This window comes from Pseudomonas sp. Je.1.5.c (assembly GCF_051129895.1).
Classification (GTDB): domain Bacteria; phylum Pseudomonadota; class Gammaproteobacteria; order Pseudomonadales; family Pseudomonadaceae; genus Aquipseudomonas; species Aquipseudomonas urmiensis.
Window position 1 is genome coordinate 47397 of record NZ_JBCPSP010000018.1, and the last position, 12829, is coordinate 60225.

9 protein-coding genes are annotated in these 12829 nt (G+C 62.6%); 1 reads left to right on the top strand and 8 read right to left on the bottom strand.

Translation table 11 applies throughout. The features are described 5' to 3' along the window. Window positions 1-65 precede the first annotated feature (65 nt). On the bottom strand, window positions 66-377 hold the full coding sequence (locus tag AAZU54_RS14895; protein ID WP_434727318.1) for an NGG1p interacting factor NIF3: 312 nt from the start codon (window positions 375-377) through the stop codon (window positions 66-68). Window position 378: 1 nt separating this feature from the next. Next, window positions 379-4278, bottom strand: coding sequence for a phosphoribosylformylglycinamidine synthase (gene purL / locus AAZU54_RS14900; protein WP_434727319.1), 3900 nt, complete (start codon window positions 4276-4278; stop codon window positions 379-381). 324 nt (window positions 4279-4602) lie between these two features. Here purL and mltF point away from each other — a divergent pair, with 324 nt between their 5' ends. Then, window positions 4603-6060, top strand: a complete 1458-nt coding sequence (gene mltF, locus AAZU54_RS14905) for a membrane-bound lytic murein transglycosylase MltF (protein WP_186556404.1) — start codon at window positions 4603-4605, stop codon at window positions 6058-6060. 65 nt (window positions 6061-6125) lie between these two features. On the opposite strand, the gene tadA is transcribed toward mltF, so the two are convergent. The 6 genes from tadA to AAZU54_RS14935 form a co-directional block, all read right to left on the bottom strand. Then, entirely contained in the window at window positions 6126-6605 is a 480-nt protein-coding gene (tadA, locus tag AAZU54_RS14910; RefSeq protein ID WP_186556405.1) for a tRNA adenosine(34) deaminase TadA, read from the bottom strand. After that, on the bottom strand, window positions 6605-7987 hold the full coding sequence (locus AAZU54_RS14915; protein WP_186556406.1) for a multicopper oxidase family protein: 1383 nt from the start codon (window positions 7985-7987) through the stop codon (window positions 6605-6607). Before AAZU54_RS14915 ends, tadA begins: the two co-directional genes overlap by 1 nt. Window positions 7988-8191: 204 nt before the next feature. Further along, the gene (gene guaA, locus AAZU54_RS14920) at window positions 8192-9769 is read right to left on the bottom strand and encodes a glutamine-hydrolyzing GMP synthase (protein ID WP_186556407.1); all 1578 of its coding nucleotides are present in this window, start codon (window positions 9767-9769) and stop codon (window positions 8192-8194) included. 78 nt (window positions 9770-9847) lie between these two features. Further along, on the bottom strand, window positions 9848-11317 hold the full coding sequence (gene guaB, locus AAZU54_RS14925; protein WP_434727320.1) for an IMP dehydrogenase: 1470 nt from the start codon (window positions 11315-11317) through the stop codon (window positions 9848-9850). Between the two features lie 92 nt (window positions 11318-11409). Next, complete coding sequence (locus AAZU54_RS14930) at window positions 11410-11961, bottom strand: sugar ABC transporter ATPase (RefSeq protein WP_186556409.1); 552 nt, start codon at window positions 11959-11961, stop codon at window positions 11410-11412. A 50-nt stretch (window positions 11962-12011) separates the two neighbouring features. Further along, window positions 12012-12767, bottom strand: coding sequence for a sulfite exporter TauE/SafE family protein (locus AAZU54_RS14935; protein ID WP_264237018.1), 756 nt, complete (start codon window positions 12765-12767; stop codon window positions 12012-12014). Window positions 12768-12829 lie beyond the last annotated feature (62 nt).

Here is a 12829-nt window from a genome sequence, read left to right on the forward strand (position 1 = left end):
CAATCAGTGACGCAATAGGTGAGCGTTCGCTCCCCATTGCATCACTGAGTTGATCAGTACCTCTGTCAGATATCCACCAGACGCCAGACCTCATAGGCTGGCGTCTCATACGGATGACTCGTTTTGAGGGCAGCGACGACCTGAGCAATCAGCTCATCCGCCACTACCAGCTCGACCTTCCACTCCTCCACCACTTCGACCTGCCCGGTTTGCCCGAGGTACGGCTGGCTGCCGTCCAACGGGCGAAACTGGCCTTGGCCGAGGGTCTGCCAAGCGCAGTGGTCATAGGCGCCGATGCGTCCACCACCCGCGGCGAACACAGCGGCCTTGACCACTTCGACATGGCTCGCCGGGACGAAGAAGACGAGCTTGTACACCTTAGTTCACCCACACCCGCGCATTGCGGAACATGCGCATCCAGGCGGCATCTTCCTGCCACTCGTCCGGGCGCCAGGAGTTCTGCACAGCACGGAACACACGCTCCGGGTGAGGCATCATGATGGTCACGCGGCCGTCGCGGCTGGTGAGACCGGTGATACCCCGTGGCGAGCCATTGGGGTTGGCCGGGTAGCTCTCGGTGACCTTGCCGTGGTTGTCGACGAAGCGCAGCGCCACGCAACCGGACAGGTCAGCTTCAAGCAGTGCTTCCTGGCTGGCGAACTCGGCATGGCCTTCACCGTGGGCAATGGCGATCGGCATGTGCGAACCGGCCATACCCTGGAGGAAGATCGAGTTGGACTTCTGCACCTCGACCATGGCCACTCGCGCCTCGAACTGCTCCGAGCGGTTGCGCACGAAGTGCGGCCAGTACTCGGTGCCCGGGATCAGCTCGTGCAGGTTGGACATCATCTGGCAACCGTTGCACACGCCCAGGGTGAAGCTGTCGGTACGCTCGAAGAACGCTTGGAAGGCATCGCGGGCGCGGCTGTTGAACAGCGCCGACTTGGCCCAGCCTTCACCGGCACCGAGCACGTCGCCGTAGGAGAAGCCACCGCAGGCCACCAGGCCTTTGAAGGTGTCGAGGTCGACCCGACCGGCGAGGATGTCGCTCATGTGCACGTCGATGGCATTGAAGCCCGCGCGGTCGAACGCCGCCGCCATTTCCACCTGGCCGTTGACGCCCTGCTCACGCAGGATCGCCACTTGCGGGCGCACGCCCTTCTTGATGTAAGGCGCAGCGATGTCCTGGTTGACATCGAAGCCGAGCTTGACGCTCAGACCTGGATTGTCTTCTTCGAGCAGGACGTCGAATTCCTGGTCGGCGCAGTCAGCGTTGTCGCGCAGGCGCTGGATCTGGTAGCTGGTTTCTGCCCACTGGCGTTGCAGCAGGCGACGGTCGCCCTTGAACAGCTCTTCCCCGGCCAGCTTGATCAGCACTTCGCCGTTGTTGATCGGCTGGCCGATCACCGCGACGCAGTCTTCACCCAGGCCAGCCGCGCTGAATTGAGCCAGTACGTCTGGGGTGGCGTCCTGACGTACCTGGATCACCGCACCCAGCTCTTCGTTGAAGAGGATGGCCGCGACTTTCTCGCGCTTGCTGGTCAGGGTGTCCAGCTCCAGGTCCAGACCGCAGTGGCCAGCGAAGGCCATTTCCAGCACGGTGGTCAGCAGGCCACCGTCGGAGCGGTCGTGGTAAGCCAGCAGGTGGCCGTCGGCGTTCAGGCCCTGGATCACGGCGAAGAACGCCTTGAGGTCTTCGGCGTCGTCCACGTCCGGTGCCTGGGCGCCGAGCTTGCCGTGGGTCTGGGCGAGAATCGAAGCGCCCATGCGGTTTTTGCCGCGACCCAGGTCGATCAGGATCAGGTCGGTCTCGCCCTTGTCCATGCGCAGTTGCGGGGTCAGGGTCTTGCGGATGTCGACCACTGGCGCGAAGCCGCTGACGATCAGCGACATTGGCGAGGTAACACTCTTCTCGGCGCCCTCTTCGCTCCACTTGGTCTTCATCGACATGGAGTCCTTGCCGACCGGAATGGTCAGGCCCAGCTCCGGGCACAGCTCCATGCCGACAGCCTTGACGGTGTCGTACAGGCGGGCGTCTTCACCGGGGTGACCGGCGGCAGACATCCAGTTGGCCGACAGTTTGATGTCGGACAGCTTTTCGATGCGCGAGGCGGCCAGGTTGGTCAGGGTCTCGCCGATCGCCATACGGCCCGACGCCGGGGCGTCGAGCAGCGCCAGCGGAGTACGCTCGCCCATGGCCATGGCTTCACCGGTGTAGACGTCGAAGCTGGTGGCGGTGACGGCGCAGTCGGCCACCGGCACCTGCCACGGGCCAACCATCTGGTCACGGGCAACCAGGCCGGTGATGGTGCGGTCGCCGATGGTGATCAGGAAGCTCTTGCTGGCGACTGCCGGGTGACGCAGGACGCGCTCGACCGAATCTTTCAGTTCCAGCGCGCTTGGGTCGAAATCATCGCCCAGCTCCGCTTCGCGGGTGACCGAGCGGTGCATGCGTGGCGGCTTGCCCAGCAGCACATCGAGCGGCATATCTACCGGGGTGTTGCCGAAGTGGCTGTCGGTCACGGTCAGGTGCGGCTCTTCGGTCGCCTCGCCGACGACAGCGAACGGGCAACGCTCACGCTCACAGATCGCCTTGAAGCGCTCGAAGTCGCCAGCGCTGACGGCCAGCACATAACGCTCTTGCGATTCGTTGCTCCAGATTTCGTGCGGGGCCATGCCCGGCTCGTCGTTGGGCACGTTGCGCAGCTCGAAGCGGCCACCACGACCACCGTCGTTGACCAGCTCAGGGAAGGCGTTGGAAATACCACCGGCGCCGACGTCATGGATGAAGGCGATCGGGTTGTGCTGACCCAGCTGCCAGCAGCGGTCGATGACCTCTTGGCAGCGGCGTTCCATTTCCGGGTTCTCGCGCTGTACCGAGGCAAAATCCAGGTCAGCCGAACTGGCGCCGGTAGCGACCGACGACGCCGCGCCGCCGCCCAGGCCGATCAGCATGGCCGGGCCGCCGAGCACGATCAGCTTGGCACCGACGGTGATCTCGCCTTTCTGCACGTGGTCTTCACGGATGTTGCCCAGGCCGCCGGCAAGCATGATCGGCTTGTGGTAGCCGCGGACTTCTTCGCCGTGCGGGGTGTTGATCGACTGCTCGAAGGTCCGGAAGTAACCGGTCAGCGCCGGACGGCCGAACTCGTTGTTGAAGGCAGCGCCGCCCAGCGGGCCTTCGACCATGATATCGAGGGCGTTGACGATGCGTTCTGGCTTGCCGTAAGCCTTCTCCCAAGGCTGTTCGAAGCCTGGGATGCGCAGGTTGGACACGGTGAAACCGGTCAGGCCAGCCTTGGGCTTGGCACCGCGACCGGTCGCGCCTTCGTCACGAATTTCGCCACCGGAACCGGTGGAAGCGCCGGAGAACGGCGAGATGGCGGTCGGGTGGTTGTGCGTCTCGACCTTCATCAGGATGTGCACCGGCTCCTGCACCGCGCCGTACTGGCGGGTCTCAGGATTCGGGTAGAAGCGACCGGCCACGGAACCGACGATCACCGAGGCGTTGTCCTTGTATGCGGACAACACGCCTTCGCTGTGCATCTGGTAGGTGTTCTTGATCATGCCGAACAGGCTCTTGTCCTGCGCCTGGCCGTCGATGTCCCAGCTGGCGTTGAAGATCTTGTGCCGGCAGTGCTCGGAGTTGGCCTGGGCGAACATCATCAGCTCGATGTCGTTCGGGTTGCGCTTGAGCCCCTGGAAGGCAGCGACCAGGTAGTCGATCTCGTCTTCGGCCAGGGCCAGGCCCAGGTCGAGGTTGGCTTGCGCCAGGGCGTCACGCCCGCCGGCGAGGATGTCTACCGAGGTCATCGGCTTGGGCTGGGCGTGGCTGAACAGATCGCCCGCCTCTTCCAGACGGCCCAGCACGCGCTGGGTCATGCGGTCGTGCAGCTCGGCGGCGACCACTGCGGCATCGGCGTCAGACAGGTTGCCTGCCACGTAGTAGGCGATCCCACGCTCCAGGCGCTGGATGTTCTGCAGGCCGCAGTTGTGGGCGATGTCGCTGGCCTTGGAAGCCCATGGCGAAATCGTGCCCAGACGCGGTACCACCAGGAACAGGCGGCCACTTGGCTCCTGCACCGGGACGCTCGGACCGTACTTGAGTAGACGGGCCAGCACCTGCTGCTGGTCAGCGGTCAACTCACCGTCGACTTCGGCGAAGTGGGCGAATTCGGCATACAAGCCGGTAACAGCGGGGACTTTCTGGCTCAGTTGCTCGAGTAGCTTACCGTGGCGAAAGGCAGAAAGGGCAGGAGCGCCGCGCAGGATCAACATCGTCGGGACAGCCTCAGGAAGGGGTGTGCTTAGAGGCCGTGCATTCTAGCGTAATTTCACGCGTTTCGGCACCCGCTCTAAGCCAATGCTGCCGGGCGGCCGAACCGGACTTCAGGGTCAGAAAAACCACCTCTTGATTGAACGTGCACGCGGCCCCTGTGGGAGCGGGTTTGGCTGAGAATGGGTCAATGCATTGGCCGCCGCCTTCGCGGGTAAAGCCGCCCCCATGGGGTCCGCGAGCCGAGATAAGGCTGAAACCGCTAGCAGACAAGCCAGCTATTGTCGAGATATGGCGCGGGCTGCCCTTTGCGTATACTGCAACCTATGTTCGCCCACACTGCTTTGCGCCAGCGTTGCGCCAAATGGCTCTTCGCAACCGGACTCTTCCTGATGCTCGGTGCCTGTGTTGAAAAACCCAGCACCCTCGAACGCGTCAAGGAGGACGGCGTGCTGCGCGTGATAACCCGCAACAGCCCGGCCACCTACTTCCAGGACCGCAACGGCGAAACCGGCTTCGAATACGAACTGGTCAAGCGCTTTGCCGATGACCTGGGGGTCAAGCTTGAGATCGAGACTGCCGACAATCTCGACCAGTTGTTCGATCAACTGGGCAAACCCTCAGGCCCAGTGCTGGCTGCCGCTGGCCTGGTCAGCAGCGAAAAACGCAACACCCAGGCGAAGTTCTCCCACCCCTACCTGGAAGTCACCCCACAGGTCATCTACCGCAATGGCCGCTCGCGTCCGACCCAAGCCAAGGGGTTGGTCGGCAAAAAGATCATGGTGCTCAAGGGCAGCAGCCATGCCGAACAGCTGGCGGCGCTGAAAAAGCAGTTCCCTACCCTTGAATATGAAGAGTCCGATGCGGTCGAGGTGGTCGACCTGCTGCGTATGGTCGATGAGGGTCAGATCGACCTGACCCTGGTGGATTCCAACGAGCTGGCGATGAACCAGGTCTATTTCCCCAACGTGCGCGTGGCCTTCGACCTGGGCGACAGCCGCGATCAGCGCTGGGCAGTGGTTGCCGGTGAAGACAACAGCCTGCTCAACGAGGTCAACGAGTTTCTCGACAAGGCCGAGAAGAACGGCACCCTGCAACGCCTGAAAGATCGCTATTACGGCCATGTCGACGTTCTCGGCTATGTCGGCGCCTATACCTTCGCCCAGCATTTGCAGCAACGCCTGCCCAAGTACGAGAAACACTTCAAGGCCTCGGCCAAGGTCGAAGAGGTCGACTGGCGCCTGCTCGCGGCGATTGGCTACCAGGAGTCGATGTGGCAGCCGGAGGTCACCTCCAAGACTGGCGTACGCGGCCTGATGATGCTGACCCAACGCACCGCCCAGGCCATGGGCGTGTCCAACCGCCTGGACCCCAAGCAGAGCATTACCGGTGGCGCCAAGTACTTCATGCTGGTCAAGGAACAGCTCGACGACAGCATCAAGGAGCCGGACCGCACCTGGTTCGCCCTGGCCGCCTACAACGTCGGCAGCGGCCACCTGGAAGATGCGCGCACCCTGGCCAAGCGCGAAAAGCTCAACCCGAACAAGTGGCTGGACGTGAAGAAGATGCTGCCGCGCCTGTCGCAGAAACAGTGGTACAGCAAGACTAAATACGGCTATGCCCGCGGCGGCGAGCCGGTGCACTTCGTGGCCAACATTCGCCGTTACTACGACATCCTGACCTGGGTGACCCAGCCGCAGCTTGAAGGCCAGGTAGCCGAGGGCAGCTTGCATGTGCCTGGGGTCAACAAGGACAAGCCGGCGGAACAGTCGCCGCCGATGTGAGGCGCAGGGGTTGTGTGGCTGCTGCCCGGCGATAGGGCCGGCACAACCTCGATCACTGCAGCGTCTTACACCTTCGCCCGGCGCGCCTTGAAGAACTCGCTCAAGATCTGCCCGCACTCCTCGGCCAGCACCCCACCCTCGAACATCACTCGATGATTGAGAAAGCCCTGGGTAAAGAACTGCCCCTGGCTCTGCACGATCCCCGCCTTGGGCTCCAGCGCGCCATACACCACCCGCATCACCCGCGAATGGACGATCAAGCCCGCGCACATGCTGCACGGCTCCAGGGTCACGTACAGGGTGCTGCCAGGCAGTCGATAGTTGCTGGCCGCCGTGGCCGCCGCGCGAATCGCGACCATCTCGGCATGGGCACTGGGATCGCTATCGATGATCGGCCGATTGAATCCGCTGCCGATGACCTGGCCGTGCTGCACCAGCACTGCGCCCACCGGCACCTCACCCAACGCCGCGCCCTCGGCAGCCAGTTGTAGCGCCAGACGCATGAATTCCTGATCACGGCTGCGATCGATGATCTGCGGGCGCATCAGACCACCGCAATCGCGGCCATCAGGCCGGTTTCCATGTGGTCGATGACGTGGCAGTGGAACATCCAGGTGCCCGGGTTATCGGCCACCAATGCGATCTGCGCGCGTTCGTTCTTGCCCAGCAGGTAAGTATCGGTGAACCACGGCTCGGTGATCTTGTGACGATTGGAGCCGATCACCTTGAAACTCATGCCATGTAGGTGAATCGGGTGCTGGTACTGGGTCATGTTCTTAAGTTCGAAGATGTAGCTCTTGCCCTTCTGCAGCGTGGCTATTGGCCGCTCGGCGCAGGTCTTGTCGGTAATGTCCCAGGCCTGGCCGTTGATCTGCCACAGGCTCGGCGGCTTGCCGTTCTCGGTGCCGACCGACACCTTGCCAGCCCACTCGAAATTGAAGTTGAGCTTCTCGGCACTTTCCAGATCCGGCTCGGCAATCGGGTTGGCCGGCAGGGCGGGCGGCCATTCACCCGGCGCCTCGGCACTCGCCACTGAACGCAGGGTGCCCAGGCGTACGAAACCATCACGCAAGGAGATTTCTTCACCCGCCTGAGGAATACGGATGGCCAGGCAGATGCGCATGCCCGGACCCAGCCAATAGTCTTTCTTCAGCGGCCGCGGGGTGATCGGGTTGCCGTCCAGCGCATAGATCATCGCCTCGCAGTTGCCGCGCAGGTTGATCCGGTAGGTCCAGGTGTTATCCAGGTTCAGCAGGCGGACCCGAACCACTTGGCCGGCGGGCAGCTCAGTGACTGACCCGGCCTGGCCATTGATGGTGATCAGCCGCCCCGCTGTGCCGTTGCGCGCCGCCTCACGCGGTACGCTGAAGGGCATCCAGCCGCCCTGCTCGTCAACGTGCCAGGTCTTCAGGCTCAAGGTCCGCTCGTGAACAAATCCGGTAGGCTCGCGCTCCTCGACGATCAACGGCCCGACCAGGCCGCGCCCAAGCTCTTCGGAGCTGGCGACGTGCGGGTGATACCAATAGCTGCCAGCATCCGGCACGCGGAACTTGTAGTCGAAGAACTCGCCCGGTTTGACCGGCAGTTGCGACACATAGGGCACACCGTCCATTTCCAGCGGCAGGCGGATGCCATGCCAGTGAATGGTGGTTTCCACCGGCAGGTGGTTGATGAACCGCACCCGCAGCCAGGTGCCCTGGCGTACCCGCAATTCGGTACCCGGCACCGACGGACCGAACGCCCAGGCCTCACTCTTGAAGCCAGGTACCAGCTCGACCTCGAGCGGCGCGGCGATCAGTTCGTAGTCGTGTCCGGCATTCTCGTCCTCGACCTTGCCCAGCCAATAGCGCGCTGCGCCTCCAGCGCCCAGGCCAACCACGACCAGGCCGGTCAGGCCCTTGAGCATTTGTCGACGGGTAAAGGACATCGGTGCAGGTACCTCTTATGCGCAATCAGTCTGCCAGCAGTGGCCGGCGATGAAGGGCGAATACGATACACCTGCAAGTGAGAAAGATTAAGTGAAGTGTTGTCGCGGCAGGTCAATCGCCGCCATGGATAAAGCACAGGGACGAAACACAGAACAGATCAGCACAAACAACAAGGGCGCCTTGCGGCGCCCTTGTGGCTCAACTCACTCCCACTCGATGGTGGCAGGCGGCTTGCTCGATACGTCATAGGTGACGCGCGAGATGCCTTCGATCTCGTTGATGATGCGGCCGCTGACGGTCTCCAGCAGCTCGTACGGCAGGTGCGCCCAACGAGCAGTCATGAAGTCCACGGTCTCGACCGCACGCAGGGCAACTACCCAGGCGTAGCGACGGCCATCACCCACCACACCCACCGACTTGACCGGCTGGAACACCACGAAGGCCTGGCTGGTCTTGTGGTACCAGTCAGCCTTGCGCAGCTCTTCGATGAAGATGTGGTCGGCGCGACGCAGGATGTCGGCGTACTCTTTCTTCACTTCACCGAGGATACGCACGCCCAGGCCTGGGCCTGGGAACGGGTGGCGGTAGACCATGTCGTACGGCAGGCCCAGCTCCAGGCCGATCTTGCGTACTTCGTCCTTGAACAGTTCGCGCAGCGGCTCGACCAGCTTGAGGTTCATCTCCTCCGGCAGGCCACCGACGTTGTGGTGCGACTTGATCACGTGGGCCTTGCCGCTCTTGGCGCCTGCCGACTCGATCACGTCCGGGTAGATGGTGCCCTGGGCGAGGAACTGGATGTTCTCCAGCTTGCTGGCTTCGGCATCGAAGACGTCGATGAAGGTGCGACCAATGATCTTACGCTTCTTCTCTGGGTCCGCCTCGCCAGCCAGGTTACCCAGGAACTGCGCTTCAGCGTTGGCGCGGATTACCTTGACGCCCATGTTCTCGGCGAACATGGCCATCACCTGCTCGCCTTCGTGCAGGCGCAGCAGGCCATTGTCGACGAATACGCAGGTCAGTTGGTCGCCAATGGCGCGGTGCAGCAGCGCGGCAACCACCGAGGAGTCGACGCCGCCGGACAGGCCGAGCAAGACGTTGGCCGAACCTACCTGCTCACGCACCTGGGCAATGGCGTCTTCAACGATGTTCGAGGCCGTCCACAGCGCTTCACAGCCGCAGATGTCGAGGATGAAGCGCGACAGGATGCGCCCGCCCTGCTTGGTGTGGGTCACTTCGGGGTGGAACTGCACGCCGTAGTAGCCACGCGCATCGTCGAACATGCCGGCGATGGGGCAGCTTGGCGTGCTGGCCAGGACGTGGAAGTTCTCTGGCATCTTGGTGACTTTGTCACCGTGGCTCATCCACACGTCCAGGCCGAATACGCCATCATCGTCGATGTGGTCTTCGATGCCGTCGAGCAGGCGGCTCTTGCCGACTACGTCAACCCGGGCATAGCCGAATTCGCGCAGCTCGGAACCTTCGACCTTGCCGCCCATTTGCTCGGCCATGGTTTGCATGCCGTAGCAGATGCCCAGCACTGGTACGTTGAGGTCGAAGACCGCTTGCGGGGCACGTGGGCTGTTGGCTTCGTGGACCGACTCTGGGCCGCCAGCGAGGATGATGCCGCGCGGGTTGAATGCGCGGATCGCTTCATCGTCCATGTCGAACGGGTGCAGTTCGCAGTAGACACCGATCTCGCGCACGCGGCGGGCGATCAGCTGGGTGTACTGGGAACCGAAATCGAGGATCAGGATGCGGTGAGCGTGAATGTCGAGGGCCATGACTCAATCTCGTCAGTGGAAATCGGAAACGACACGGGGCTGTCGTAACAGCCCCGCTTGCTAGTGATGCTGGAAGCCTCAACCTACGCGGTAGTTGGGCGCTTCCTTGGTGATCTGCACGTCATGCACGTGAGACTCGGCCATGCCGGCTCCGGTGATGCGTACGAACTCAGGCTTGGTGCGCATCTCTTCGATGGTCGCGCTGCCGGTGTAGCCCATGGACGAACGCAGGCCGCCCATCAGCTGGTGGATGATCGCAGCCAGCGCGCCCTTGTACGGCACACGGCCTTCGATGCCTTCCGGCACCAGCTTCTCGGCACCGGCCGAGGAGTCCTGGAAGTAACGGTCCGAGGAGCCCTGCGCCTGCGCCATGGCACCCAGCGAACCCATGCCACGGTAAGCCTTGTACGAGCGGCCCTGGAACAGCTCGACTTCGCCCGGCGCTTCTTCGGTACCGGCGAACATCGAACCCATCATCACGCACGAGGCGCCAGAGACGATGGCCTTGGACAGGTCACCGGAGAAGCGGATACCGCCGTCGGCGATCAGTGGCACACCCGTGCCTTCCAGCGCGGCAGCGACGTTGGCGATGGCGCTGATTTGCGGCACGCCGACGCCAGCAACGATACGGGTGGTGCAGATCGAGCCTGGGCCGATACCGACCTTGACCGCGTCAGCGCCGGCTTCTGCCAGGGCCTTGGCCGCAGCGCCGGTCGCGATGTTGCCACCGATGACCTGGACTTGCGGGTAGGTCTCCTTGACCCAACGAACGCGATCGATCACACCTTTGGAGTGACCGTGAGCGGTATCCACCACCACCACGTCGACGCCAGCAGCCACCAGGGCGGCTACGCGCTCGCCGGTGTCCTTGCCAGTACCGACGGCAGCGCCGACGCGCAGGCGACCCTGGTCGTCCTTGCTCGCCAGCGGGTAGGCCTTGGCCTTCTCGATGTCCTTGACGGTCATCATGCCCTTGAGGCTGAACTTGTCGTCGACGATCAGCACTTTCTCGAGGCGATGCTTGTGCAGCAGCTCGCGCACTTCGTTCTTGTCGGCGCCTTCGCGGACGGTGACCAGACGCTCTTTAGGCGTCATCACATCACGCACCTTGGCGTCCAGACGGGTCTCGAAGCGCACGTCACGGGAAGTGACGATACCGACCAGGTCGCCGTTCTCCAGCACTGGAACACCGGAGATGTTGTTCAGGCGAGTCAGGTCGAACAGGTCACGCACAGTGGCGTCGGCGTCGATGGTGATCGGGTCCTTGACCACGCCAGCCTCGAACTTCTTGACCTTGCGTACTTCGCCGGCCTGTTGCTCGATGGTCATGTTCTTGTGGATGATGCCGATACCGCCTTCCTGGGCCATGGCGATGGCCAGGCGCGCTTCGGTGACGGTATCCATGGCAGCGGAGACCAGCGGAATGTTCAGTTCGATGCCACGGGTCAAACGGGTCTTGAGACTGACTTCATTAGGCAGTACCTCAGAATAACCAGGTACAAGGAGGATATCGTCGAAGGTCAGGGCTTCTTGGCTGATACGCAGCATCGCGGGGGCTCCCGGGCGGGAAAAATGGAAGCGCGCCATTATACTCATGCATGGCGCGCCGCTCAATGCAAAATAAGGGCCTTCGGTCAGGGTTATGGCAGTTTTACCTGCACAACCGCCACCTTCTGGTCGAGCCAGTCGGCGAAGGCGTCGAGGAAGGCCGGGGTAAATCCGGCCTCGCCCCAGTTGTTGAAGATGAATCCCAGGTTGGAAAAGGCACATGGCTGGAGGAACAGGAAGCCATTGATGTCATCTTCAAAACCGCACAGCGGGCAGGTGAAGTTATCGCTCACCGCCGGCATCCATTCCTCCAGGCTCTCGAACAACGGCTCGCCGACTTCCCGTCGACACTCTGGGCAACCGGCCTCTTCTAGAAAGCCTTCGGCAGGGGTATAGATGCAGCGCTTGAGCATCACTTCCAGGCCATTGACCGGCTGATCGAAGGGCAGCTTTTCTGGGTGCAAGGCGATCTTCCGGGCGCCTGCGGCCAGGGCATAACCCATGCGGTTGCCGGTGCGACCGCAGGTGCTCAGTTGCTCTTCGACGATTTTCTCGCGTACCAGCCAGCGCAGGATCGCTCGGGCGCGGGCTTCATGCACCGGCACAGTGGACAGTTTGGGAACGATGATGCTCTGGGTGTTCATGAACAAGGCGGGCCTGGGGAGTTCGGTAATGCTGCAATTCTACCGCCTGCTCAACCGCTCAGATAGCGACCAATCAACGCCAGGCCGCTGGCCAGCACCAGCCAGGTGACCAGACGTACGAAAGCATCGCGCGATAATTTCAGGGTTAGCCGCCGCCCGAGCCACAGCCCGATGAACATCACCGGCAACAAACAGGCGGCGAGCAACAACAAGCGGCTATCGGCATACACCCCGGCAATCAGGAACAACGACAGGCGTACCACCGTGCTGCAACTGATCAACGCACTCTGCGTCGCCCGCGCCTGCTCCTTGGACTCAAGCCGTGCATTGAGGTAGATCGCATAGAGGAAGCCGCCACTGCCAAACAGCGCCCCGAACAGCCCGCCGACAGTGCCCATGGGCGCCGCCCAAAGGCCGCGCAGACGCGCTGGGCGCACCTTCACCGCCAGGCTGTAGACGGCATAGAGACTGATGAACAGGCCCATCAATAACAGTAGAAAGTCCGACTTGAGCTGCAACAAGAAGATCACGCCCAAGGTGCAACCCAGCGCCATGAACGGCAACAGCCGCAGCAGTTCATCCCGCGCCACCGCCTTGCGTGCCGGCAGCCAGTTGCCGAACGCAGCGACGAAATCCAGCAGCACCAACAACGGGATGATCTTCGCCAGCGGCATGAAGTGAATCAGCACCGGCCCGGCGACCAACGCCGTACCGAAGCCGGCGATGCCAAAGACGATGTAGGCGACGCCGACACCCAGCAGGATCGGCAGCCAGTCGAGGGTAGAGAAAGGCAGTTGGGCAAGCATGTGCAGATTTCCAGAAAGGACAGGCAAAGGTTAGCCAGCCACGAGCCATGCCGACTAATATG

What these genes read in the sequence shown, in the direction of transcription:
- purL (WP_434727319.1), bottom strand. Translation starts at nt 4,278, where the DNA reads ATGTTGATCCTGCGCGGCGCTCCTGCCCTTTCTGCCTTTCGCCACGGT.
- mltF (WP_186556404.1), top strand. Translation starts at nt 4,603, where the DNA reads ATGTTCGCCCACACTGCTTTGCGCCAGCGTTGCGCCAAATGGCTCTTC.
- tadA (WP_186556405.1), bottom strand. Translation starts at nt 6,605, where the DNA reads ATGCGCCCGCAGATCATCGATCGCAGCCGTGATCAGGAATTCATGCGT.
- AAZU54_RS14915 (WP_186556406.1), bottom strand. Translation starts at nt 7,987, where the DNA reads ATGTCCTTTACCCGTCGACAAATGCTCAAGGGCCTGACCGGCCTGGTC.
- guaA (WP_186556407.1), bottom strand. Translation starts at nt 9,769, where the DNA reads ATGGCCCTCGACATTCACGCTCACCGCATCCTGATCCTCGATTTCGGT.
- guaB (WP_434727320.1), bottom strand. Translation starts at nt 11,317, where the DNA reads ATGCTGCGTATCAGCCAAGAAGCCCTGACCTTCGACGATATCCTCCTT.
- AAZU54_RS14930 (WP_186556409.1), bottom strand. Translation starts at nt 11,961, where the DNA reads ATGAACACCCAGAGCATCATCGTTCCCAAACTGTCCACTGTGCCGGTG.
- AAZU54_RS14935 (WP_264237018.1), bottom strand. Translation starts at nt 12,767, where the DNA reads ATGCTTGCCCAACTGCCTTTCTCTACCCTCGACTGGCTGCCGATCCTG.